Source organism: Marichromatium sp. AB31 (assembly GCF_003718685.1).
GTDB lineage: Bacteria > Pseudomonadota > Gammaproteobacteria > Chromatiales > Chromatiaceae > Marichromatium > Marichromatium gracile.
This window is the reverse complement of the sequence record NZ_RHFI01000005.1, coordinates 24,520-47,855: the sequence shown is the minus strand read 5'-3', so window position 1 is coordinate 47,855 and position 23,336 is coordinate 24,520. Positions and strand designations below refer to the sequence as shown.

At 69.4% G+C, this 23,336-nt stretch carries 18 protein-coding genes; 10 read left to right on the top strand and 8 right to left on the bottom strand.

Annotated elements, in window-relative coordinates; genetic code table 11:
- Positions 1 to 11: 11 nt before the first annotated feature.
- Both EBL84_RS05735 and EBL84_RS05730 read right to left on the bottom strand, forming a co-directional pair.
- Positions 12 to 1,796, bottom strand: a complete 1,785-nt coding sequence (locus EBL84_RS05735) for a serine/threonine-protein kinase (protein WP_123139944.1) — start codon at positions 1,794 to 1,796, stop codon at positions 12 to 14.
- Between the two features lie 91 nt (positions 1,797 to 1,887).
- On the bottom strand, positions 1,888 to 4,164 hold the full coding sequence (locus EBL84_RS05730; protein WP_123139943.1) for an FHA domain-containing protein: 2,277 nt from the start codon (positions 4,162 to 4,164) through the stop codon (positions 1,888 to 1,890).
- Between the two features lie 174 nt (positions 4,165 to 4,338).
- Between EBL84_RS05730 and EBL84_RS05725 the strand changes: the two genes are divergently transcribed.
- The gene (locus tag EBL84_RS05725; protein WP_369957694.1) at positions 4,339 to 5,697 is read left to right on the top strand and encodes an alpha/beta hydrolase; all 1,359 of its coding nucleotides are present in this window, start codon (positions 4,339 to 4,341) and stop codon (positions 5,695 to 5,697) included.
- Here the strand turns inward: EBL84_RS05725 and EBL84_RS05720 are convergent.
- The 4 genes from EBL84_RS05720 to EBL84_RS05705 all read right to left on the bottom strand — a co-directional run bounded on the left by EBL84_RS05720 (position 5,684) and on the right by EBL84_RS05705 (position 11,220).
- Positions 5,684 to 6,952, bottom strand: a complete 1,269-nt coding sequence (locus EBL84_RS05720) for an alpha-amylase family glycosyl hydrolase (RefSeq protein WP_123139941.1) — start codon at positions 6,950 to 6,952, stop codon at positions 5,684 to 5,686. The genes EBL84_RS05725 and EBL84_RS05720 overlap by 14 nt on opposite strands.
- A 43-nt stretch (positions 6,953 to 6,995) precedes the next feature.
- Entirely contained in the window at positions 6,996 to 8,792 is a 1,797-nt protein-coding gene (locus EBL84_RS05715) for a glycogen synthase (protein ID WP_123139940.1), read from the bottom strand.
- A 95-nt stretch (positions 8,793 to 8,887) separates the two neighbouring features.
- Entirely contained in the window at positions 8,888 to 10,711 is a 1,824-nt protein-coding gene (locus EBL84_RS05710; protein ID WP_123139939.1) for an Hsp70 family protein, read from the bottom strand.
- The gene (locus EBL84_RS05705; RefSeq protein ID WP_123139938.1) at positions 10,708 to 11,220 is read right to left on the bottom strand and encodes a DUF2760 domain-containing protein; all 513 of its coding nucleotides are present in this window, start codon (positions 11,218 to 11,220) and stop codon (positions 10,708 to 10,710) included. Before EBL84_RS05705 ends, EBL84_RS05710 begins: the two co-directional genes overlap by 4 nt.
- Before the next feature lie 176 nt (positions 11,221 to 11,396).
- Here EBL84_RS05705 and EBL84_RS05700 point away from each other — a divergent pair, with 176 nt between their 5' ends.
- The 7 genes from EBL84_RS05700 (at position 11,397) to secF (ending at position 18,256) form a co-directional block, all read left to right on the top strand.
- Positions 11,397 to 11,612 (top strand): DUF2934 domain-containing protein, encoded by a 216-nt coding sequence (locus EBL84_RS05700; protein ID WP_123139937.1) that lies wholly within the window; start codon positions 11,397 to 11,399, stop codon positions 11,610 to 11,612.
- A 373-nt stretch (positions 11,613 to 11,985) separates the two neighbouring features.
- Entirely contained in the window at positions 11,986 to 12,519 is a 534-nt protein-coding gene (msrA, locus tag EBL84_RS05695; RefSeq protein WP_123139936.1) for a peptide-methionine (S)-S-oxide reductase MsrA, read from the top strand.
- Between the two features lie 429 nt (positions 12,520 to 12,948).
- Positions 12,949 to 13,641, top strand: coding sequence for an HAD family hydrolase (locus tag EBL84_RS05690; RefSeq protein ID WP_123139935.1), 693 nt, complete (start codon positions 12,949 to 12,951; stop codon positions 13,639 to 13,641).
- Between the two features lie 19 nt (positions 13,642 to 13,660).
- Positions 13,661 to 14,764 (top strand): tRNA guanosine(34) transglycosylase Tgt, encoded by a 1,104-nt coding sequence (tgt, locus tag EBL84_RS05685; protein ID WP_123139934.1) that lies wholly within the window; start codon positions 13,661 to 13,663, stop codon positions 14,762 to 14,764.
- Between the two features lie 182 nt (positions 14,765 to 14,946).
- Complete coding sequence (gene yajC, locus EBL84_RS05680; protein WP_123139933.1) at positions 14,947 to 15,279, top strand: preprotein translocase subunit YajC; 333 nt, start codon at positions 14,947 to 14,949, stop codon at positions 15,277 to 15,279.
- A 159-nt stretch (positions 15,280 to 15,438) separates the two neighbouring features.
- Positions 15,439 to 17,295, top strand: coding sequence for a protein translocase subunit SecD (secD, locus tag EBL84_RS05675; RefSeq protein ID WP_123139932.1), 1,857 nt, complete (start codon positions 15,439 to 15,441; stop codon positions 17,293 to 17,295).
- Between the two features lie 10 nt (positions 17,296 to 17,305).
- Positions 17,306 to 18,256: a protein translocase subunit SecF gene (secF, locus tag EBL84_RS05670; RefSeq protein WP_123139931.1), complete on the top strand. Its 951-nt coding sequence runs from the start codon at positions 17,306 to 17,308 to the stop codon at positions 18,254 to 18,256.
- Between the two features lie 80 nt (positions 18,257 to 18,336).
- Here secF and EBL84_RS05665 read toward each other — a convergent pair whose 3' ends face one another.
- Both EBL84_RS05665 and EBL84_RS05660 read right to left on the bottom strand, forming a co-directional pair.
- Entirely contained in the window at positions 18,337 to 19,464 is a 1,128-nt protein-coding gene (locus EBL84_RS05665; RefSeq protein WP_123139930.1) for an NAD(P)/FAD-dependent oxidoreductase, read from the bottom strand.
- A gap of 53 nt (positions 19,465 to 19,517) precedes the next feature.
- On the bottom strand, positions 19,518 to 20,138 hold the full coding sequence (locus EBL84_RS05660) for an arylesterase (protein ID WP_123139929.1): 621 nt from the start codon (positions 20,136 to 20,138) through the stop codon (positions 19,518 to 19,520).
- Between EBL84_RS05660 and EBL84_RS05655 the strand changes: the two genes are divergently transcribed.
- Together EBL84_RS05655 and EBL84_RS05650 are read left to right on the top strand one after the other, a co-directional pair.
- Positions 20,137 to 20,826, top strand: a complete 690-nt coding sequence (locus EBL84_RS05655) for an ABC transporter ATP-binding protein (RefSeq protein ID WP_123139928.1) — start codon at positions 20,137 to 20,139, stop codon at positions 20,824 to 20,826. The genes EBL84_RS05660 and EBL84_RS05655 overlap by 2 nt on opposite strands.
- On the top strand, positions 20,823 to 23,312 hold the full coding sequence (locus EBL84_RS05650; protein WP_123139927.1) for an ABC transporter permease: 2,490 nt from the start codon (positions 20,823 to 20,825) through the stop codon (positions 23,310 to 23,312). Before EBL84_RS05655 ends, EBL84_RS05650 begins: the two co-directional genes overlap by 4 nt.
- Positions 23,313 to 23,336: the final 24 nt, after the last annotated feature.

The window sequence follows — 23,336 nt, the reverse complement described above, 5'->3', positions numbered from 1 at the left end:
GGCGGGCGAGGTCAGTAGCTGCGCTCCGCCCCCTTGTACTTGAATCCCCACCCCGAGCTACCGCCACTCGATGGGGCTGGCTTGGGCGTGGGCTTGGGCGCGGGCCGGGGCCGCGCCTTGGGCGGTTCGGGTGGTGGCTTGGCGACCACCACCGGTTCGCGCCTGGGTTGCGGCTTGGGCTCGACGGCTGGTGCCGGCTCCTCTGCCGCCTTGGTCTCGGGCTTGGGGGTCGAGACCACCGGCTGCGAGAGGTTGGGCGCGCGCTGCTGCTCGAAGAGGTCCTGCAGCGATCCGGGGCGGCGGGTCGAGGTGCTCGGGGCGTCGGGCTGCTGATCGGAGAAGATGCTCGGCAGCGGGCCGCTGGGGATGCTGGCGGTCTGTGGCGGTGGTGTGGGGCGCTCGCTGCGGGGCGCGACCAGCGCGGCACCCGCGCCGGCCGCTGCTGCGGCCGCAGCAGCGGCCGTTGCCGCGGACCCCTCGCTCGTCGGGGAGGTGGCGGGCTCGGATTGAGCCTCTGTCTTGGTTGACGTGGCGTCCTGTTGTGCGGTGTCCGGGGCGGCCTCGTCCTCGTGGCCGGGCAACCCGTCCAGCACCAGCCAGGTCCCGGCCCCAGCGCCGGCCAGCAGCAGCAGACCGACCACCAGGGCCAGCGGTGATCTGCGGCCCGGCTGCTTGGTCGGGGGGGGCGCGGCTGTGGCGCCGACCTGGCCGGTTGCGGCGGTGGCATGGGTCGGCAGCGGTAAGGAGTGGATCTGCGCACCGGTCTGCGTGGCCGCGGTCGGGTTGAAGCCGCCGGGTGATTGCGGGAGCACGGTGGTGGCGGCCACGGTCGGCGAACTGGTGCCGTTGCCGCCGGCCAGTCGCTCGAAGACCTCGGCGAACTCGGCGATCGACTGCTGGCGCTGGTTGATGTTGAGCTCCAGCGCCTGGAGCACGGCGGCGTCGACCGCCGGCGGGATCTCCGGGAGGAATTGCGACAGCGGTACCAGGGTTGCGCCGGTGACCCGCTCGTAGGCCGCCGCCGGCATCTTGCCGCTGAGCAGGTTGTAGACGATGGCGCCGAGCGCATAGACGTCCGAGCGCTGATCGGTGCCGGTGCCGAGCACCTGTTCGGGGGGGCTGAAGCCCTGGCTGGCGGCGCGCCCGAGGGTACGGGTGGCGGTGTCCGGCGCCGCCTCCTTGGCGATGCCGAAGTCGATCAGCATGATCCGCCCGCTGTCGTCGAGCAGGATGTTGTCGGGCTTGAGGTCGCGATGCACCACCGGCGGGTCCTGGTCGTGCAGATAGCCGATCGCGGCGCACAGCTGGTTGATCCAGGGCAGCAGCACGAACAGCGGGATGCGCCCGCCGCGCTGCTCCTGCTCGCCGCGCAGGGTGCGATCGCCGCCGAACTCCAGTACCAGACAGACCATCTCGCTGTCGGTGAAGCGGTCGGTGATGTCGGGAACGGCGGGGTGGCTGAGACGTCCGAGCAGGCGCGTCTCGTGTTCGTCGAAGAGGATCTCGGGGATCTCCTTCAACGCTCGGTGCTTGCCGTGCAGGCGCAGGTCGTCGACCAGGTAGGTGACGCCGAAGCCGCCCTTGCCGAGCACCGAGTTGACCCGGTAGCGCTCGTTGATGATCTCGCCGGGCTCGCGCAACCAGCGGATGACGCCGCGGATCACCCCCTGCGCCGTGGTATCGAGGTGGGCCAGTTCGAGTCCGCAGTCGCCGCAGCGGTAGTCGCGTCCCGGCAGCTCGGCGGTCAGGTTCTGGGCGCCGCACTTGGGGCAGGTCTTCAGCTCTTGGTCTTCCACGGCGCGTCTCGCTCGTTGCTGGGGGCGTGCGGGGTTATGCGTTGCGTGTTCAGTGCCTCACTCTAACCCCAGGATCCGTGTTCGCCAAGCCTCACAGTCGCCGGTCCTTGAGCTTGAGAGACAGGGTGGTGAGCACGAGGAAGCCGAGCGCCAGGCCGCCGAGCGCGAGCATCGAGTCGTCCCAGCTCGCCTGCACCTCGATCAACGCCCTCTCGCTGCCCGGCAGCGGGGTGCGCAGCGTCTCGTCGAGGGTCGCGCGCATCGCGTCCAGCCCCCAGTAGGCGATCACCGAGAAGCGGGCGACCTGCTCGGTCACCCCGGAGAGCGCGACCACCGAGTTGGAGAGGATGAACTGCGGGATCAGCAGCAGCGGCAGTGCGGCGATCGCCTTGTCGTTGGAGTTGACCAGGGCGCTCACCGCCAGCCCCATGCAGGTGGCCGCGAGTCCGGCGAGGAAGAGGGTGGCGAGACGCTCGAGGAAGGGCCCCTCGAAGCCGAGCATCAGAGTGACGATGGCGAGGAAGCTGGCGCACTGGAGCAGACAGAGCAGCGCCAGCGGCACCAGCTTGCTGGTCAGGTAGGCGGGGATGCGCACCGTCACCGAGCGCTCGCGCAGATAGACCGGCAGCTCCTTGACGATCTCGCGCGCCGAGTTGATACAGCCGAACCAGATCGCCGAGAGCACCAGCACGAAGGTCACCTGCCCCTCGGCGGCGGCGCGCTCGGGCAGGGTGCCGCCGATGTCGAACACCGCCCCCACCACCAGCGCGATCAGGGGCGCTTGCAGCAGCAGCACCAGCAGATTGAGCCGGTCGGAGAGCAGCAGGTCGGCATAACGGGTGGTGAGGGTGAGCATCTGGCGCAGCCCGGCGCGCAGCGAGGTGCCGGGGCGCTTGGCGCGCGCGCTCTTGGCCTGCTGCGGGGCCTCGATCGGGGCCGGGGTGGCGGCGCGGCGCGCGGTGATATAGGTCTGGTAGAGCGGTGAGGCGCGATAGCGCGCGCGCCACTGCTCGGCCTCACCCTGCTCGAGCAGTTCGTAGACGTCGGAGAGACGCTCGACGCCGAAGTAGGCGGCCGCCTCGCCGGGCGGGCCGTAATAGACCAGACAGCCGCGATGGAGCAGGGCGACGAGATTGCAGCAGTCGATGTTCTCGAGCGAGTGGGTGACGCAGACCACCGTCTTGCCGTCGGCGGCGAGGCGCGCGAACAGCCGCATCATCTTCTTGTCGGTGCCGGCGTCGAGCCCGCTGGTGGCCTCGTCGAGGAAGAGGATGTTGGGGTTGGCCACCAGCTCGACGGCGAGACTGACGCGCTTGAGCTGGCCGCCGCTGAGCGGCTCCGGGGTGTCGACGGCGAGCTGGGCCTTCTCGCTGAGACCGACGCGCTCGAGCACCCGTTCGCTGAGCGTGGCGATCTCCTCGCGCGAGGTGTCCGGCGGCAGTCGCAGCCGCGCGGTGTAGCCGAGTGCGCTGATCACCCGGATCTTGCGATGGACGATGTCCTGCTGGGGGACATAGCCGATACCGGAGCGGAACTGGTCGAAGGCGCCGTAGAGGTCGACGCCGTTGTAGGCGACCTGCCCGGAGGTGGCCGGACGGCGACCGTTGAGGGCGTCGAGCAGGGTCGACTTGCCCGAGCCGCTGGTGCCGAAGATGACCACGAACTCGCCGGGGTCGATCACCAGGTCGATCTCGTCGAGCAGGCGCCGCGGGGCGCCGGTGGTGCGGTCCGTGACCTCCTTGGTGAGGGCGTTGACCTCGACCCGCACCATGTTGCCGATCTCGGCCGGCTCGAGCGCGGCGCCGGTGAACACGAACACGAAGCTGGCGAAGGCGACGCGATCGCCGGGGGTGAGGGTGACCGGGCTGCGGATCGGCGCGCCGTTGACCGAGGTGCCGTTGGTGCTGCGCAGGTCCTCGAGCCAGACCTGATCGTCGACGATCGACACCCGGGCGTGATGACGTGAGATCTGGGGCGAGTCGATCACCAGCCCGCAGTCGCCCTGACGTCCGACCAGGATCTCGATGCGCTCGGCGCTCTCGGGCGCCGGCGCCAGTGGCGCGACCGTGTCGGTCGAGAGCTGGACCAGTACCCCGGCGAGCGCGATCCAGTCGCCCTGACCGACCCCGACGGCGCCCTGCACGGGGCGGCCATTGACCATCAGCGGTGCCCCATCGATCGGCTCGGCGAAGAGCGCGCCGCGCTGCATGAACAGACGGGCGTGACGGGGGCGGACCTCGGCGCCCTGGATCTCGACATCGCACTCCGGCGCGCTGCCGAGCACGCAGTCGGCGGTGGGCTGGAGACGCAGCTGTGCGATCACGTGTCGCGCCGTCTTCAGCTCGATCTGCTGCGCCGCCTCTTCCATCGCCCGGTCCTCGTTTCGTGGATGACTGCTGTAGCGAAATCTACCCCATTGTTCGCGTCGATAAAACCGTGTGCGCGGCATGAGGCGGCGCTGGCGGCGGGGCGCGGCACGGTTCTGGTCTATGCTCGAAGCCGGGCCGAGGTGACGCGATGAGCACGGAGACGAGCCATGTGGATGGTGCGGACGATGGTCGGGGTGCTGTTGGTCGGGGCGCTGACCGGCGGCTGCGCCGGCAAGGCGCGCGAGTTGATGCCGACTCCGCTGCTCTATCAGTCGCCAGGGCAGCCGCCAGGGCAGTCGCCAGGGCAGCCGTCAATGCAGCAGGTGCTGTTCACCCGCGCGCCGCGCGACCCTCATGATCTTGAGCTGCTTTATGTCACCGACCGTGCTGGCGGCGATACCGATGCTGCTGTGCCCTATGGTGAGGGACGGTTGCGCGGGCTGGTCTATGGCAGCGCGCGGGTGCGGATCGGCCCCGGACTCGACGGCGATGGGGTGTTGCGCCAGAGCCTGCTGGCGCGGCGCACCCGACCGGTGACCCTGGAGCTGGGGCGGGTCGAGGAGCTCGGGCGCTTTCCCGAGGAGCCCTATGCCATCGTCCGCGACGCCGCCGATCGGGTCCGTCTCGATCCGGCCGGGCTGCGTCGCTTCGCCCGCGCCCGCGCCGATCTCCAGCAGCAGTTGCGGGTGCGTCTGGCCGCCACGCCGCGCAAGGAGCTGCTGCTCTATGTCCACGGCTTCAACGAGACCTTCGCCAGTGCCGCCTACACCGCCGCCGAGCTGTGTCACTTTCTCGGCCGCGAGCCGGTCTGCGCCATCTTCACCTGGCCGGCGGCGGCGAGCGGCAATCTGCTGACCTCCTACACCGCCACCACCGAGTCGGCCGAGTACGCCGTCGAGCACCTCAAGAAGACGCTGCGCATGCTCGCCGCCACCCCGGGGCTCGAGCGCATCCAGCTGCTCGCCCACAGTCGCGGCACCCTGGTGCTGGTCGATGCGTTGCGCGAGCTGGTCGTCGAGGCGCTGATCCAGGGGCAGGATCCGCGCGCACGCTATCGCATCGACAACCTGGTGCTGATGTCACCGGACATCGATATCGATCTGGCCGCGCAGAAGATCACCGGCTTCGTCTCCGATCCCGACCTGCTCGGCGCGCGTGCCGCCCGGCCGCTGCCCCGACTGCTCTCCGGGCGCTTGACCGTCTATGCCTCGCCGCGCGATCGCGCCCTGCTGATCTCGCGCATCCTGTTCCGCAGTCGCGACCGGGTGGGACAGATCGCCCTCGAGGACATCCGCCCGGGCGCGCAGCGTTATCTTGCGACCCTCGGTCGGATCGATCTGGTCAGTTACGAGGGGCGGCGCACCGACTTCTTCGGACACGGCTACTTCACCACCAATCCGCGGGTGAGCGCCGATCTGGTCGCCCTGCTGCGCTATGGCCGGGGGCCGGACGACCCGTTGCGCGCGCTCGAACGTACCGGGCCGGCGACCTGGCGCTTTCCCGACGCCGAGGACGGGGTCAGTCTCCGGTGACCAGGACCCGCGCCATCCCCGGCCCCAGCTCGAAGTCGAAGGGTGTGGGCAGATAGTCCATCGCCCACTGGAAGGAGCAGTCGCGCAGCGGCGCCGGGCGTTCGAGGTGGCGGTAGAGGTCGTCGACGTGCAGCCACTGGCGTTGCTCGATGTCCTTGTTGAGTGCGATCAGCGCCTCGCCGGCGCCGTCCTCGGCGCGCTTGTGCAGCAACAGCACCGCCGGGTTGTCGAGCGGGATGATGCGCACCGGCCCCTCGCCCTGGAACACCGGGTGGGCGTCCTTGATCGCGTTGACGTGGCGGATGAAGTCACCGAGATCGAGGTTGGGCGTCTCCCAGTGCGTCGGCCGGGTGGCGACCACGTCGAGCCGTCGGGCGAAGCCGAACTCGTAGCCGATCGGCATCAGCACCCCGCCGGAGAACAGCGCGGCGAACAGATAGCGCTGTTCTAGGGCGTGAGGGTTGCCGCCGGACTCGGCATAGAGTCGCGCGGTGTCGTGGCTCTCGGGGAAGCCGATCGAGGGCACCAGGGCGCGGGTGGCGTCGTACTGCTCGAGCAGCCAGGGCGAGGCGAGGTCCCACCACTTGCCGCTGTTGAAGATGGCGTCGAAGCCCGCGGCGGCGGTCTCGCGGGTCTGGTCGGGCGAACAGCCGAGGGTCTCGGCGACGAATACCACCTCGGGGTGATCGCGCTGGACGTGCTCGATCAGTCGGTGCCAGACCGCCGCCGGGACCTGATAGGCGGCGTCGCAGCGGAAGCCGCGAAAGCCGAGCGCGATCAGGTGCTCGACCACCTCCAGACAGTAGCCGAACAGCCCCTCGCGATCGCTGGTGTTATGCCAGTCGAACTGCGCCAGATCCTCCCACACCACCCGGGTGCCGTCGGCCTCGATGCAGGCGGCGTTGGCCACTCGCTGTCCCTCGCGCACGAACCACTCCGGGTGATTGCGCACCAGTCTGGAGTCGATCGCGCAGTGGTTGATCACCAGATCGATCATCACCCGCATGCCGAGGTGCTCGGCCTCGCTGATCATGGCGCGGACCTGACGCTTGTGCGGGGTGCGCGAGCCGGGACGGAGGAAGTCGCGGCTGATGGCGAAGTAGTCGGTGATCGAGTAGAGACTGTCGGAGCGGCCGCGTTTCTGGATGGGGTTGACGAACACCCAGTCGAAGCCGAGGTCGGCGGCACGCTCGAGATGGGGCGTCCATTCATCGAGAGGGCCACAGAGCCGGGGGAAGAGGTTGTAGAGCTTCATCGCATGATCCTTACTCGCCACAGGCTGCTGATGGCCGCCGACCTCAGCCGTTACGAATGTAGTCGTAGATGTTGAGATAGTCCTGGCCGGGACGGTTCCAGGAATAGTCGGTACGCATCGCGTTGTGCATCAGCGCGCGGAAGTCACCGGGATAGTCGTGGTAACAGGCGATCGCCCGGCCCAGGGCCGATTCCAGCCCGGCGTGGTCGTAGTCGTTGAACACATAGCCGTTGCGCTCGTGCAGCGGGCGGGCGGCGTGATCCTTGTCGAACACGGTATCGGCCAGTCCGCCGACGGCGCGCACCACCGGGATGGTGCCGTAGCGCAGCGCGATCATCTGGGTCAGCCCGCAGGGCTCGAAGCGGCTGGGCACCAGCATCATGTCGGCGCCGGCATAGATCAGGTGCGCCAACTCCTCGTCGAAGCCGATCTCGAGATGACAGTCGGGGCTGTCGTTGAGCATCCGCTTGAGCCCCCAGAAGTCGGCATTGATCGCCGGGTCCGGACTGGAGCCGAGGAGCACGAACTGGGCGCCGCGCTCGAGGGTGTAGAAGATCGCGTGACGCACCAGCTCGAGCCCCTTCTGCGGGTCGAGCCGGCCGATGAAGGCGACGATCGCCTTCTCGTTGTCGGCGAGCATCAGCCGTTGGCGCAGCGCGCGCTTGTCGTCGTACTTGGTCTCGATGGTCTCGATGCAGTAGCGCGCCGGGATGTGGCGGTCGATCTCGGGGTTCCAGAGGTCGTAGTCGATGCCGTTGACCACCCCGCCGTACTTGATCTGGTGGGCGTGGAGCACGCCTTCGAGACCGAAGCCCTGTCCCTGGTCCTTGGTCTCGAAGGCATAGCGCGGCGAGACCGTGGTGACGAAGTTGGAATAGACGATGCCGCCCTTGAGCAGGTTGAGCATGCCCGGGTAGCGCGGGTCGCCGAGACGGTCGTGGTGATGGAAGCGCGCGGGGTGCTGCAGCCCGGTGGCGCGCAGCAGCTCGCCGTCGACCACGCCCTGATGGGCGAAGTTGTGGATGGTCAAACAGACCCGGGGGTGAGTCATCCCCAGACGCTGATAGAACTCGTAGAGATAGACCGGCAACAGCGCGGTTTGCCAGTCGTGGCAGTGGATCACGTCGGGGTGCTTGCCGCTCTGCCAGAGGAACTCGATGGCCGCGCGCGAGAAGAAGGCATAGCGCAGCACGTCGTCGGGATAGCCGTAGATCGCCGGACGATCGAAGAAGTCGTCGCCCGAGTGCGGCTCGATGAAGAAGCACTTGCGGTCGTGGACGAAGCCGAAATAGACGCTGCAATGGATCGCCCCGTCGTACCAGGGCACCCACAGGTCGCGGTGGACCTCGTGCAGGTCGTAGATCTGGTCGTAGCGCATCGAGGCGTACTTCGGCAGCACGATCTCGACATGGTTGCCGCGGATCGCCAACTCGCGGCTGAGTCCGAAGACCACGTCGGCCAGCCCGCCGACCTTGGCCACGGTGGCCAGCTCCGGGGTGACATGGACCACGAACAGCCCGGGGCGCGCCGGCGCGGCCGGGGGAGGGGGCTCGGACTCGGGATACGGCGCGGGAGCCTCACGGGCTGGCGGCTGCGCCACCACCGGGCTAGCCTCCGGCTGCTCCGGCTGCTCCGGCTGCTCCGGCTGCTCCGGCTCGAGTCTTGATTGCGTGGTGGGACGCTCCTGGGGGACAGGCGCAGCGCTGGCCGTCTCCGACGAGATCGGTGACTCGGTGGTCTGCGGCGTCGGCGGCGGGTTGGTCCCGACCGTGTCCTTGGCCGCGCTGCGGCGCCGCCGGGTGCTGGGCTTGGTTTTCGATCCCGTGGGCTGTTTCGCCATCGACTCGGTTCCTGCTGCTGTCGTTGCGCGCGGTTCGCGACCCTGGGGCGCGACGCATCCAGTGTACCCCTTATCGTCTCGGGTGCGGGTGGCGCCTAACGCCGGGTGTGGCGACCGCGGGTATCGAAGGCCACCGCCCAGCGCTCATCGCCACCGCCGCTCGGCAGTGCGGTCAGCTCCAGGGTGCCGGTCTCGGTCACTGCCGCCTGCAGTCGCACCGCGACCACCTCGCCGGGGCGGTGGCGGTGCGCAGTGAGGGTGACCTGGACCTCCTCGAGTTCGCTCAATTCATCCGGCGACCATTCCTCGAGCAGGTCGCCGACGCGGTCATCGCCTCTGAGGTCGGCGCCGAAGAAGCGAAAGCGCACCGGCTCGCCGACCACCAGGCCGAACTCCTGATCTGGCGCCGCTGCGGGCGAGCCCTCCTCCAGCCCGAGCGGGACCAGACAGAGCGCGGCAAGCTCCGGCTCGATCCCGGGTACCGCCGGGGCCGCGCCCTCGACACCGACATAGTAGGCATGTGAGGTCCCGCCGCGGATCCGCACCCCGCCGTGGCGACGGGCATGGGCGTGGAAGGCGGCGCCACGGGCGACGGCGAGATCGAGATCGGTGGCGGTGAGCTGGCGCGGTGGCGGCGCGCCGGTCGGCGCCAACCAGGCGGCAAGCACGGCCATCACCCGCTCGCGCAACGCCTCGGCCTTGAACACCCCGCCGTTGAACAGCACCGCCGTCGGTCGCGCGAGCGTCGCGGCGGGCGCTGCAGCCTCGCGGTGGCGGGTGAGGAAGGCGGCCAGGTGACGGGTGATCGCCGGGTCCTGCGCATAGGGCAGCCCGACCCGGGTGAGCGCGGCGCGGGCGCGACCCTGGGGGTGGCTGTCGGCCGCGACCTCGGGGAAGAAGCCCTCGACCAGGGTCTCCTCGAGCTCTGCGCGGGTCAGCTCGGTGCGGATGCTGGCGCCGACCAGGCGCGCGCCGCGGCTGGCCAGGACTACCGGCAGGCGCTCCAGCGCGGGGTCGCCGAACAGTGCCTCCTTGGCGTCGCGACAGCCGTGGGTGAGCTGCTGGAGCTGCCAGCGGTCGAGTTCGACCCCGGCGGCGGCGAGCTTGGCGCGCAGCCGGTGGGCGAGCGCGAGGTCCATGTTGTCGCCGCCGAGCAGGATGTGCTCGCCGACCGCGACCCGGGTCAGTTCGAGCGCGCCCTCGCGCGCGTCGACGGCGATCAGCGAGAGATCGGTGGTGCCGCCGCCGACGTCGATCACCAGGATCAGGTCGCCGACCGCGACCTGCTCGCGCCAGCCGCCGGCGCTTGCCGCGATCCAGCTGTAGAGTGCCGCCTGCGGCTCCTCGAGCAGGGTGAAGTCGTCGAGTCCGACGGCGCGCGCCGCGGCGGCGGTGAGCTCGCGCGCGGCCGGATCGAAGGAGGCGGGGACGGTGATGGTCAGCGCCTGGGCGGCGAGCGGGTCCCTGGGGTGGGCGCTGTCCCAGGCCGCCTGCAGATGGGCGAGATACTGCATGGTCGCGGCCAGCGGCGAGATCCGCTCGACCTCGTCCGGGGCCTCGAGCGGCAGGATCGGCGCCTCGCGATCGACCTCGGGGTGACACAACCAGCTCTTCGCGCTCGCCACCAGCCGGATCGGGGTGGCGAGGCCGAGCGCACGGGCCAGCGCGCCGGCGATCGGGCTCGGCGCGGCCGGCCAGGGCAGGGTGAGCGCGCCGGCGGCGAGCTCGTCGCGGTGCGGCAGATAGAGGAAGGCGGGCAGCAGCGCGCCTGCCTCCAGGGTGCCGGGGGCGGTCAGTTGCGGGATCGTCAGCTGGTGCTGCGCGATCCGCTCGCCTTCGCTGTTGTCGGCGTCGATCCAGGAGAGGGCGCAATGGGTGGTGCCGAGATCGATGCCGACGGCATGGCGCGGGGTGCTCACAGCTCCACCTCCGCCGCGGCGATGATGCGTGGGTCGTGACCCGCGACGGGCTCGGGCAGGCGGACTGCGCGCACCTCCCAGCCGGGGTGTATCAGGGTGCCGGTGAAGGGTGGGCTGCCGAGCAGCGCACCGCTCGGGTGCAGCCGGTTGGCGTCGAAGCCGGGCTCGAGGGTGATGCGGGCGCCCTCGGGCGCTTGGCAGATCGGGGCGAGCGGCAGGTGCTCGTCGAGCACTCGGCGACACCCTGTGTGCACGATTCGCGCTGCGGCGCCAAGCGTCGCGTCGTCGCTGGCGGTGATGTCCTGCTGCAGGAAATCGACCAGACGACCCTCGCGCTGGAACAGTGCGAGCAGCTGTAGCGCGGCCTCTTGCGCATCTCGCCGATCGCCTTCATCGTGCTTGCGCTGTGCGTCTGGTTCGGCGACGGGTTGCGAGTCGCCGAGGGTGCGCCAGGCCTGCTTCAGGGCGAGTCGGATGCGACGTGACAGGGAGAGCTTGGGGGCGGCCATGTCGGTCCTCTGCAAGAGTGTGGATGGCGTTATTTGCTTCGTTTCGTGTATGAAGCATCGCGCCGTCACGACGGCGCTGCAAGCGGCTTGGCCCGCCGGTCGTCATCCCGTCGAGACGGTGTCGAGGCAGGATTGTGCCGTGCAGGTGTTACCGAACCGATGCGAGGAGGCATGCGATGCAAGAGGTTGCAGGGGAGGGTGCGGCGCGGAGACGGCGGATGATCGCCGAGGCGGCCTACTATCTGGCCGAGCGGCGCGGGTTCGCGCCGGGTGGTGCCGAGCGCGACTGGCTCGCCGCCGAACGCACGATCGATGTGCTGCTGGTCGGTGCCCGGGTCGATCCCGGCGAGTTGCCGCATGGGCTGCGGTTGCTGGCCGGGCGCGAGACATAAAAAAAGCGCGGCGGTGAGCCGCGCTTCAAATCATTACCACCAAAGGAGGTTGAAGGATGCACCAAAGCCCCAGCTTTAGTACATCATAAGTTTCTTAATTAATGTTTTTCTTGTCAAGGCCGCTCTGGGGCCTAATCTGGCGCCAGCCACGTCTTTTTTGACCGATAGCGAGATGTCGAGGTCAAGCATGCGGTCATGAGGTAGTGGCGGCGCATTGATATCCATCAGTCGGCAACCGACCGGCGGGCAGGGGGCGGTCGCGTTCGGGGTGGCGCCGGCCTTGTCCATCCACCCGGTCGTCGCAATCTCTGGGCCGAGAGCCCGGTCCCTGCCGGGAAGGCTCAACGACATGGCGATCGCCGGAGGAGACAGCATGCAGCACGAGACGGCGACACTGGGAGGCGGTTGCTTCTGGTGTCTGGAGGCGGGATTCGAGCGGCTGCGCGGCGTGGAGACGGTGGTCTCCGGCTATGCCGGCGGTGCGCTGGAGCAACCGAGTTACCGCGATGTCTGTCGTGGCGATACCGGTCATGCGGAGGTGGTGCAGGTGCGATTCGATCCGACGGTGATCGGCTACGAGACCCTGCTCGAGGTGTTCTTCACCCTCCATGACCCGACCACGCGCAACCGTCAGGGCGCCGATGTCGGCACCCAGTACCGCTCGGTGATCTTCCATCACGGCGAGGCGCAGCGCGAGCAGGCCGCGGCGATGATCGCCCGGCTCGATGCCGCCGGACTCTGGCCCAATCCCATCGTCACCGAACTCACCCCGGCGCCGACCTTCCACCCGGCCGAACCCGAGCACCAGGGCTACTTCCGCCGCCACCCCCGGCAGCCCTACTGCCAGGCGGTGATCGACCCCAAGCTCGCCAAGCTGCGTCAACGCCATCGCGCGCTGCTCGCGTAGGGCGTCGCCAGCCGCCAGGAAGTTTGAACCGCAAAGGCCCAAAGGGCGCGAAGAAGAGAAGGGCTTCCAGCCGCCAGCCGCCAGCCGCCAGCCGCCAGCCGCCAGCCGCCAGCCGCCAGCCGCCAGCCGCCAGCCGCCAGCCGCCAGGAAGTTTGAACCGCAAAGGCCCAAAGGGCGCAAAGAGTGAGAAGGGCTTCCAGCGATCAGCCGCCAGCCGCCAGCTGACAGCCTCCAGTGATGCCCCGCGTCGGCGTTGGAGTCTTGCCTATCCAAACCCCTTTGCGCGCTTCGCGCCTTCGCGGTGCAATCTTCTGGCCGCTGGCCGCTGGCCGCTGGCCGCTGGCCGCTGGCCGCTGGCCGCTGGCCGCGGCGTCTGGAGCGCGCTGTCGATTACGGGCACAATGGAGCTTTAGGATCGCCGGTCACCGCATGTCCGTTCCGCCGCTGCGTCTCATCACCCTGGATCTCGACGATACCCTCTGGCCCTGCAAGCCGGTGATCGAGGGGGCCGAGCGCGCGCTCCACGATTGGTTGCGTGCGGTGGCGCCACGCCTGGCCGAGGCCCACGACATCACCGCGCTGCGCCGTCATCGCCAGCGGCTCGCCGAGCGCCTGCCGCATCACGCCCATGATCTCGGCGAGATCCGGTTGCGCTCGCTGCGTCTGCTGCTCGCCCGTCACGGCTATCGGGTGGGGCTGGCCGAGGCCGGACTGCGTCTGTTCCTCGATCATCGCAACCGGGTCACGCCCTATCCCGACGTGATCCCGGCGCTGCGTATGCTCGGACGGCACTATCGGTTGATCTCGTTGACCAACGGCAATGCCGAGGTGCAGGCCACCCCGTTGCGCGGGCTGTTCGCGCACTCGCTCAATGCCGTCGACGTCGGCGCGGCCAAGCCCGATCCGGCGCTCTTCGAGCGTGCTCTGGCGCTTGCCGGCTGTCGTCCCGAGGAGGCGCTGCACCTCGGCGACGACCCCGAGCGCGACGTCGCCGCGGCGCGCGCCTGCGGGCTGCGCGCGGCCTGGATCGATCGCGACCTGCGTCCCTGGCCCGAGGGCCTGGCGCCGCCGGGCTGGCGCGCGACCGATCTGGCCGAGGTGGTGGGCCGGCTCGTCCCCTGACAATCCCGAGGAGAACCTGATGGAATTCGAACTGCTCGCCCGCGACGGGCTGGCGCGGCGTGCCCGGCTGCACTTCCCCCGTGGCACGGTCGAGACCCCGGCGTTCATGCCGGTGGGCACCTATGGCACGGTCAAGGCGATGAGCCCGGAGGAGCTGCGCGAGCTCGGCGCCGAGATCGTGCTCGGCAACACCTTCCACCTGATGCTGCGCCCCGGCACCGAGGTGATCCGCCGTCATGGCGACCTGCACGACTTCATGCACTGGGAGCGACCCATCCTCACCGACTCGGGCGGCTTCCAGGTGTTCAGCCTCGGCGAGCTGCGCAAGATCACCGAGGAGGGGGTGCACTTCCGCTCCCCGGTCGATGGCAGTCGGGTGTTCATGAGCCCTGAGGTGTCGATGCAGGTGCAGCGCGAGCTCGGCTCGGATATCGTGATGATCTTCGACGAGTGCACCCCGTATCCGGCCGACGAGGCCCAGGCGCGCGCCTCGATGGAGCTGTCGCTGCGCTGGGCGGCGCGCTCGCGCGAGGCCCACGGCGACAACCCCGCGGCACTGTTCGGTATCGTCCAGGGCGGCATGCACGAGGGGCCGCGCGCCGACTCGCTCGAAGGCCTGATGCGCATCGGCTTCGACGGCTATGCCATCGGCGGACTGTCGGTCGGCGAGCCCGAGGCCGACCGGCTGCGGGTGCTCGACTTCCTCTCCGACAAGCTGCCGGTCGATCACCCGCGCTATCTGATGGGGGTCGGCACCCCGGAGGATATCGTCGCCGCGGTCTGTCGCGGGGTCGACATGTTCGACTGCGTGATGCCGACACGCAACGCGCGCAACGGCTATCTGTTCACCCGGCACGGCACCATCAAGATCCGCAATGCCGCGCACCGCACCGACGAGCGCCCGCTCGATCCCGAGTGCAGCTGCTACACCTGTCGCCACTACAGTCGCGCCTATCTCCACCATCTCGATCGCTGCAAGGAGATCCTCGGCTCGCGTCTGGCCACGATCCACAATCTGCACTACTACCAGGAGCTGATGGCCGGGCTGCGTGCGGCCATCGCCGCTGGACGGCTGGCCGAGTTCGTCGCCGAATTCAAGGCGCTGCGCGGCCTGGCGGATTGATGGCGTGCCGCGCCATCGTGCACACGCCTCGCCGGTGCGGTCGGTGGCGACGCTGTATCTTGGCCGGCGCTGTGCGATAATCGCGCGCTGGAATTCCCGCGATCGCGCGGTCCAGGCCGCGTCGGTCCGTTTCCACATCCACTGGATCGGGTGAGATCGATCCAAACGCCGAAGGAACCGATATGAGCTTCTTTATCTCCGACGCCTTCGCCCAGGGCGAAGCGGCCGCTGCTGGCGGCGACCCCTTCATGGCCCTGCTGCCTCTGGTGCTGTTCGCCGTCGTCTTCTACTTCCTGCTGATCCGTCCGCAGGCGAAGCGACAGAAGGAACACCGCAAGATGGTCGAGGCCCTGGCCAAGGGCGATGAGATCGTGACCCTCGGCGGCATCGCCGGGCGCATCGCCGATCTCGGCGAGAACTTCATCCTGATCGAGATCGCCGATGGCGTTCAGATCAAGGCGCGTCGCCAGGCCGTCGAGTCGGTGATGCCCAAGGGCACGCTGAAGGATCTCTAAGATCGTGCGGACGCCCGAGGCCGGTCGCGGCCTCGGGCGTCATCGTGTCCGACCCATCTCGCGGATCACACCCCCAGCCCTGGATCGGTGTCCGATCCGCGTCCCCGTTTTTCCGTTGCGCGCAGTGGCATCCCCAATGCCCTTGCACTTGGACATGCAATGAACCGATACCCCCTGTGGAAGAATCTACTGATCCTGGGCGTGGTCCTGCTCGGCCTGTTGTTGGCGATGCCGAACCTGTTCTCCCAGGACCCTTCGATCGAGATCACCGCCGCGCGCGGCGCCGAGGTGACCGAGACGAGCGTCGACGAGGTGCGCGCCGTGCTCGACAACGCCGGGGTGCCCTACAAGGACGTCGAGCTGAGCGAGGACGGTCGGCTGCTCGCGCGCTTCGCCCTCTCCGGTGAACAGCTGGCCGGTCAGGAGGCGATCGAGCGCACCCTCGCCGAGCAGTATCGCACCGCCTTGACCCTCTCGGCCGATCTGCCGGGGTGGATGCGCGCGCTCGGGCTCAACCCGATGTCGCTCGGACTCGACCTGCGTGGCGGTATCCATGTGGTCATCGACGTCGACATGGAGAGCGCGCTCGATCAGGCGCTCGAGCGCTATGTCGGCGATATCCGCGCCCAGTTGCGCGAGCACAAGGTGCGTTACCTGACCGTGCTGCGCGACGGTGGCGAGATCCTCGTCAAGTTCAAGGACGAGGAGGCGCGTGCCGCGGCCGACAAGCTGCTCGGGCGTGAATTCCGCGCCCTCGCGCTCTCCAGCGCCGAGCAGGGCGGCACCTATCTGATCCGTGCCGTGCTGCAGCCGGCCGAGCAGGAGCAGATCAAGGACTTCGCCCTCAAGCAGAACATCACCACCCTGCGCAACCGCGTCAACGCCCTCGGCGTGGCCGAGCCGAGCATCGCCCGTCAGGGCGAGCGGCGCATCGTCGTGCAGCTCCCCGGCGCCCAGGACCCGGGTCGGCTCAAGGAGATCCTCGGCGCCACCGCGACCCTCGAGTACCGTCTGGTCGACACCGAGCACAGCGTCGCCGATGCCGTCTCCGGGCGGGTGCCGGTGGGTAGCCGGCTCTATCGCGATCGCGACGGCGTGCCGATCCTGCTCAAGCGCCGGGTGATCGTCACCGGTGACCAGATCACCGACGCCTCTGCAGGCTTCGACGGTCAGAGCGGCTCCCCGGCGGTGTTCGTCAACCTCGACGGCCAGGGCGCGCGGCGGATGCGCGATGTGACCACCGAGAACGTCGGCAAGCCGATGGCGGTGGTGTTCATCGAGAACCGCACCACCACCGAGATGGTCGACGGCGAGCCGGTCAAGCGCACCCACAAGGTCGAGGAGGTGATCAGCGTCGCCACCATCCGCGAACCCTTCGGGCGCCGCTTCCAGACCACCGGGCTCGACAGCAGCGAGGAGGCGCACAACACCGCGCTGCTGCTGCGCTCGGGCGCGCTGGCCGCGCCGATCCAGATCGTCGAGGAGCGCACCATCGGTCCCAGCCTGGGTCAGGACAACATCGACCAGGGCTTCCGCTCGGTGATGATCGGTCTCGGTCTGGTGGCGCTGTTCATGGCGCTCTACTACCGGGTGTTCGGTCTGGTCGCCGACCTGGTGCTGGTGGTCAACCTGGTGATGATCGTGGCGGTGCTCTCGCTGCTGCAGGCGACCCTGACCCTGCCGGGCATCGCCGGCATCGTGCTCACCGTGGGCATGGCGGTCGATGCCAACGTGCTGATCTTCGAGCGTATCCGCGAGGAGATCCGCAACGGCAGCACGCCGCAGGCGAGCATCCGCGCCGGCTACGACAAGGCGCTCTCGACCATCGTCGATGCCAATGTCACCACCCTGATCGCCGCCGTGGTGCTGTTCAGCTTCGGTACCGGCCCGGTCAAGGGCTTCGCCGTGACCCTGTTCATCGGTATCGTCACCTCGATGTTCACGGCCATCCTCGGCTCGCGCGCCATGATCAACCTGATCTATGGCCGTCGTAACGTCAAGAAACTGGCCATCTGAGGAGATCGGCATGCGCAACAAGGCTATGGCCAAGACCCTGAACATCGACTTCATGGGCATGCGGCGTGCAGCCGCGATCGTCTCCGGCGCGGTGCTGGTGATCGCACTGCTGTCGATGCTGCTACGCGGCTTCGACTTCGGGCTGGACTTCACCGGCGGTACCGTGATCGAGGTCGGCTACGAGACCCCGACCGAACTCGCTGAGGTCACCGGGGCGCTCGAGGCCGGCGGTTTCGTCGGCGCCACGGTGCAGCACTTCGGCTCGCGTCAGGACGTGCTGATCCGGCTCGCGCCGGGGAGCGACGACGAGGGGACGAGCGCCCAACTCAGCGATCGCGTCTTCCAGGCGTTGAGCGCCGCCGCCGCAGGCGAAGTGGATCTGCGACGGGTGGAGTTCGTCGGACCCCAGGTCGGCGAGGAGCTGCGCGAGCAGGGTGGACTGGCGGTGCTGTTCTCGCTGATCGGCATCCTCATCTATGTCGCGCTGCGTTTCGAGTGGCGCTTCGCCGTCGGCTCGGTGGTGGCGCTGGTGCACGATGTGATCGTCGTGCTCGGCGTGTTCTCGCTGTTCCAGATCAGCTTCGACCTGACGGTGCTGGCGGCGGTGCTGGCGGTGATCGGCTACTCGCTCAACGACACCATCGTGGTCTTCGACCGGGTGCGCGAGAACTTCCGCAAGATGCGCAAGGGCACGGTGACCGAGATCATCAACGCCTCGATCGGTCAGACGCTCTCGCGCACCGTGGTCACCTCCTGCACCACGCTGCTGGTGCTGGTCGCGCTCTACATGCTCGGTGGCGAGGTGATCAGCGGCTTCTCGCTGGCGCTGATCATCGGCGTGGTGGTCGGTACCTACTCCTCGATCTATGTCGCCACCGCGGCGGTGGTGTGGATGGGGTTGAACAAGACCGACCTGCTGCCGCCCGAGAAGGAGGGCGCCGGGGCCGAGGTGCGGCCCTGAACGCGACGGGGCCGGCATGTGCCGGCCCCGTGTTCCTCAGCTGATCCCTTCCGGCGCCGTTCCCCCGGCGCCCGTCGCCCTCAACGGAAGCGGCGCAGATAGTTCCACTCGAAGAAGCGCTTGAGCCAGTGGAAGATCCGCAGGCTCGGTAGCACCAGGTTGAAGCGCTCGTTACGCGCCACCAGCATGCCGTCGCGATTGGCGTCGACGATGCAGAGCAGCTCGACGCGGAAGGTCTCGGTCGGTGTCTGACCGGCGAACTCGGCGAGCAGGTTGCGCGCCGCGGTGCGCGCCTGCAGGTCGGCCATGTGCGCCTGCTTGGGCATCCACTCAGGTCCCGGGAAGCTGCCCGAGTCGCCGGCGACATAGACCCGGTCGTAACCCGGCACGCGACAGGTGCGCTCGGCCTCGATCAGTCCGCCGGGCGAGCGCGGCAGCTCGGTGTTGTCGAACCAGGTGTTGCCGGTCATCCCCGGCATGAACAGGATCAGGTCGGCGGCGAAGTCGCCGCCCTCGGTGCTCACCCCGTGCTCGGAGAAGCCCTTGAGCTTGTGACCGAGATGGGTGCGGATGTCACGGCGGCGCATCTCCGCGAGCAGCCCCTCGACCGCCTTGGGACCGAGCCGGTTGCCGGGGCGCGGCGCCGGGGTGAAGAACACCAGCTCGAAGCGTTCGCGCCGGCCCTCCTGGCGCAGCTGGTTGTCGAGTCCGAAGAGGAATTCGAACATCGGCCCGCCGCGCATCGCGCTCGGCTCCTTGGGGTTGCCGGCGAAGCCCAGGGCGATGGTGCCGCCGTCCATGGCGCGGATGCGCTCGCGGATGCGCTCGGCCGCGGCGATGCCCTCGCAGGGCGTGATGGCGTGCTCGATGCCGGGCAGCTTCTTGAGGAAGCGTCCGCCGCTGGCGATGATCAGCCCGTCGTTGTTGATCGGTGCCTGGGTGGTCTCCAGGGTGCGCCCGCAGTGGCTCAGGCCGGTGGCCTCGGCGGCGACGTGGCGCACCCGCATGCGTTGCAGGAAGCGGGTCAGGTCGATGCGCAGGTCTTCGCCCCGACGCAGCCCCGGCGGCACCCAGATCAGGCCGGGCAGATAGACGAACTCGGCCGCGGGGCTGACCAGGGTGATCTCGACATCGGGGTTCGACTTGCGCAACTGCTGGATGGCGGTCAGGGCGGCGAAGCCCGACCCGACGATGGTGACGCGATGCATGGCGCTCTCCTGGTCTTGAAAGAAGGGTGATGAATGGCGCTGGCCCTTCGGGATCAGTGTCGCGGCGGGACGAGCAGCGGGTGTAACGTCGGCCAGACGTTGTCGAGGATGCGCGCCTGGGCGGCGGCCGTGGGGTGCAGTCCGTCGGCCTGCATCAGCGCGCGATCCTCGGCGATGCCGCGCAGCATCTCCGCCACCAGCGGGACCGCGTGTGCGGCGGCGGCCTCGCGGAACACCGCTTGAAAGCGATCGGTGTAGACCGCACCGTAGTTCGGCGGCAGTCGCACGCCGAGCAACAGTACGCGGCTGCCGCTCGCCTGCGTCTGGGTGATGAGCGCGTCGAGATTGGCGTGCAGTCGCTCCAGGCTCAACCCACGCAACCCGTCATTGGCGCCGAGCTCGATGATCACCACCGCCGGGCGGTGGCGTTCGAGCAGTGCCGGCAACCGCGTCAGGCCGCCCGCCGTCGTCTCCCCGGACACGCTCGCGTTGACCGTACGATAGGCCAGCGCCTCCTGCTCGAGACGTTGTTCGAGCAGCCGCACCCAGCTCCGCTCGCGGTCGATGCCATAACCGGCGCTCAGGCTGTCGCCGAGCACCAGCAGGGTCGGCGTGGCGGCCAGGGTGAGGGGGGCACACAGCGACAGAGCAGCAATCAGGAGTAGACGGATCATGTCAGTGCAACGGAGTCAGACCGTATCCAAGGCGGTGGGACTGGATAAACATGTTACCGGCCCCGCTGGTGGCTTGACCATCCTCGAGGGGCTGGAGCTTGAGGTCGGCGCCGGCGAGGCGCTGGCCATCCTCGGCGCCTCGGGGTCGGGCAAGTCGACCCTGCTCGGGCTGCTCGCCGGGCTCGACCGCGCCAGCAGCGGCGAGGTGTGGCTGTGCGGCGAGCCGCTCGGCGCGCTCGACGAGGACGGTCGCGCCGAGCTGCGCAGCGGCCGGGTCGGCTTCGTGTTCCAGAACTTCCAGCTGCTGCCGACGCTCACCGCGCGCGAGAACGTGCTGCTGCCGCTGGAGCTGACCGATACCCCGGATGCCGCCGCGCGCGCCGACGAGGCGTTGGCGCGGGTCGGGCTGGGCGCGCGCGCCGGTCACTATCCGCGCCAGCTCTCCGGCGGCGAGCAGCAGCGGGTGGCGATCGCCCGCGCCTATGCACCGCGCCCGGCGGTGCTGTTCGCCGACGAGCCGACCGGCAATCTCGACCAGGCCACCGGCGAGCAGATCATCGAGCTGCTGTTCGAGCTGCGCGCCGAGGCCGGTGCCGCGCTGGTGCTGGTCACCCACGATCCGGGGCTGGCCGCACGCTGCGATCGCCGCCTGGCGATGCGCGAGGGCCGCCTGGAGGCCCTGGCATGAAGGCCTGGCGGATCGGACTGCGGCTGTTGCGCCAGGACTGGCGCAGCGGCGAACTCTACCTGCTCACCGCCGCGCTGGTGCTGACGGTGGCGGCGGTGACCGCCGTCGGCTTCTTCGCCAGTCGCATCGAGGCGGGCATGGCGCGTCAGGGCGGCGAGCTGTTGGCCGCCGATCTGGTACTCGAGGGCAGTGATGCGCCACCCGCGGCCTGGCGCGATCGCGCCGAGTCGCAGGGATTGGTCAGTGCCGCGACCGTCGAGTTCCGCTCGGTGGTGCTGGGGTCCGACGGGCCGCAGCTGGTGCAGGCCAAGGCGGTCGAGCCGGGTTATCCGCTGCGCGGCCAGTTGCGGGTGCGCGCCGATTTCGCCGCCGCCGAGCAGCCGCGCGAGCAGGGACCGCCGGCCGGCGAGCTGTGGATCGAGTCGCGCCTGCTGCGCCTGCTCGAGCTGCAGGTCGGCGACCCTCTCACGCTCGGCGAGACGGACCTGCGCATCGGCGCCATCCTCGCCTATGAGCCGGATGCCGGCGGTCGGCTGTTCAATCTCGCCCCGCGGGTGCTGCTCAACGCTGCCGACCTGCCCGCCACCGGGCTGCTCGGCCCGGCCAGTCGCGCCACCCATCGGCTGTTGCTCGCCGGCCCCGAGGACGCGGTCGCCGACTATGCCGCCTGGGCCGGATCGCGTGCCGAGACCGCGGGGTTCGAGCTGCTCACCGCGAGCGCGGCGCGACCCGAGTTCGCCAATGCCGTCGAGCGTGCCTCGCGCTTCCTCCACCTCGCCAGCCTCAGCACCCTGCTGGTGGCCGGGGCGGCGATCGCCCTGGCCAGTCACCGCCTGGTCGGACGCCAGATCGATGCGGTGGCGGTGATGCGCTGTCTCGGCGCCCGCCGACACCTGCTGATGCGGGTATTCGTGTTGCGGTTGGTGATGTTCGGGCTGGCCGCGAGTCTGCTCGGCACCGCCCTCGGCTGGATCGCCCAGGCCGGGCTGCTGGCGGTGTTCAGCGACTGGTTCGGCACCGCGCTGCCGGCCGCCTCCTGGTCGCCGCTGCTGGTGGGCCTGGGCACCGGGCTGGTGACCCTGCTCGGCTTCGCGCTGCCGCCGCTGCTGCAGCTCGCCCAGGTCTCGCCGCTGCGCGCGCTGCGTCGTGACCTCGGCGCGCCGCGCGGCTCGGTGGCGCTGGCCGTGGTGCTGGCGGCGCTGGCGCTCTCGGCCCTGGTGTTGTGGCAGGCCGGCGAGTTCGCGCTCGCCTGGAAGTTGCTCGCCGGGCTGGCCGCGGCGCTGGTCTGTCTGGTGGTCGCGGTGCTCGCGCTGGTGCGGCTGGCGGCGCTGCTCGCCGGGCGCAGCCGCGGGCTGTGGCGGCTCGGGCTGGCGGCGCTGACCCGCCGTCCCGGCGGCGCGGTGCTGCAGATCACCGGGTTCGGGGTCGGCATCCTCGCGCTGCTGCTGCTCGCGGTGGTGCGGGTCGATCTGTTGCAGGGCTGGCGCGAGAGTCTGCCGCCGGGGGCGCCGAACCAGTTCGCGATCAACATCCAGCCGCAGCAGGTCGAGCCGATGCGGACGTTGCTCGCCGCGCAGGGCATCGAGGACGTCGCCTTCGACCCGATGATCCGGGGCCGGCTGGTGCGGATCAACGATCGCGCGGTGGCGCCCTCGGACTATGCCGATCCGCGCGCCGAGCGGCTCGCCACGCGCGAGTTCAACCTCAGCTACGGTACCCGGCTGGGCGCGGACAATCGTATCGTCGCCGGTGCCTGGTGGCAGGATGCCGCTGCGCCGCCGCAGTTCTCGGTCGAGCGCGATCTGGCCGAGACCCTGGGCATTTCGCTCGGCGACGAGATCGCCTTCATGGTCGCGGGGCGCGAGGTCGCGGCCCCGGTGACCAGCCTGCGCGAGGTGCAGTGGGACAGCTTCAACGTCAACTTCTTCGTCATCGCCTCGCCGGCGTTGCTCGGTGACGAGCCGGCAAGCCATATCACCAGCTTCCATGTCCCGGCGAGCGACGAGTCGCTGCTCGTCGAGCTGGTGCGCCGCTTCCCCAACCTCACCCTGCTCGATGTCGACGCGCTGCTCCAGCAGGTGCGTCAGGTGGTCGATCGCGGGGTGCTGGCGGTGGAGTACGTGTTCCTCTTCACCCTCGCCGCGGGGCTGCTGGTGATGTATGCGGGGATCCAGGCGAGCCTGGAGGACCGTCGTGTCGAGCACGCCATCCTGCGCACCCTCGGGGTGGGACGGGCGCGGCTGCTCGGTGCGCTGGCGGTGGAGTTCGTCGTCGCCGGTCTGCTCGCCGGTCTGCTCGCCTCGGTGTTCGCCGAGGGCATCGGCTGGCTGCTCGCCGAGCAGCTCTTCGGCATCGCGTTCGTCTTCAACCCCTGGTTGTGGACGGTCGGGGTGCTGGGTTCGGGGCTGCTGATCGGCGTGGCCGGGGTGGTGGCGACCTATCCGCTGCTGGTGCGCCCGCCACTGCACACCCTGCGTCATCACTGAGAGGTCCGGGGCGCGCTGGCGCCC

Coding starts and splice junctions, on each gene's coding strand:
- EBL84_RS05650 (WP_123139927.1), top strand. CDS start 20,823: ATGAAGGCCTGGCGGATCGGACTGCGGCTGTTGCGCCAGGACTGGCGC.
- EBL84_RS05725 (WP_369957694.1), top strand. CDS start 4,339: ATGGTGCGGACGATGGTCGGGGTGCTGTTGGTCGGGGCGCTGACCGGC.
- secD (WP_123139932.1), top strand. CDS start 15,439: ATGAACCGATACCCCCTGTGGAAGAATCTACTGATCCTGGGCGTGGTC.
- EBL84_RS05705 (WP_123139938.1), bottom strand. CDS start 11,220: ATGGCCGCCCCCAAGCTCTCCCTGTCACGTCGCATCCGACTCGCCCTG.
- yajC (WP_123139933.1), top strand. CDS start 14,947: ATGAGCTTCTTTATCTCCGACGCCTTCGCCCAGGGCGAAGCGGCCGCT.
- EBL84_RS05730 (WP_123139943.1), bottom strand. CDS start 4,164: ATGGAAGAGGCGGCGCAGCAGATCGAGCTGAAGACGGCGCGACACGTG.
- msrA (WP_123139936.1), top strand. CDS start 11,986: ATGCAGCACGAGACGGCGACACTGGGAGGCGGTTGCTTCTGGTGTCTG.
- EBL84_RS05665 (WP_123139930.1), bottom strand. CDS start 19,464: ATGCATCGCGTCACCATCGTCGGGTCGGGCTTCGCCGCCCTGACCGCC.
- EBL84_RS05690 (WP_123139935.1), top strand. CDS start 12,949: ATGTCCGTTCCGCCGCTGCGTCTCATCACCCTGGATCTCGACGATACC.
- tgt (WP_123139934.1), top strand. CDS start 13,661: ATGGAATTCGAACTGCTCGCCCGCGACGGGCTGGCGCGGCGTGCCCGG.
- secF (WP_123139931.1), top strand. CDS start 17,306: ATGCGCAACAAGGCTATGGCCAAGACCCTGAACATCGACTTCATGGGC.
- EBL84_RS05720 (WP_123139941.1), bottom strand. CDS start 6,952: ATGAAGCTCTACAACCTCTTCCCCCGGCTCTGTGGCCCTCTCGATGAA.
- EBL84_RS05655 (WP_123139928.1), top strand. CDS start 20,137: ATGTCAGTGCAACGGAGTCAGACCGTATCCAAGGCGGTGGGACTGGAT.
- EBL84_RS05715 (WP_123139940.1), bottom strand. CDS start 8,792: ATGGCGAAACAGCCCACGGGATCGAAAACCAAGCCCAGCACCCGGCGG.
- EBL84_RS05660 (WP_123139929.1), bottom strand. CDS start 20,138: ATGATCCGTCTACTCCTGATTGCTGCTCTGTCGCTGTGTGCCCCCCTC.
- EBL84_RS05700 (WP_123139937.1), top strand. CDS start 11,397: ATGCAAGAGGTTGCAGGGGAGGGTGCGGCGCGGAGACGGCGGATGATC.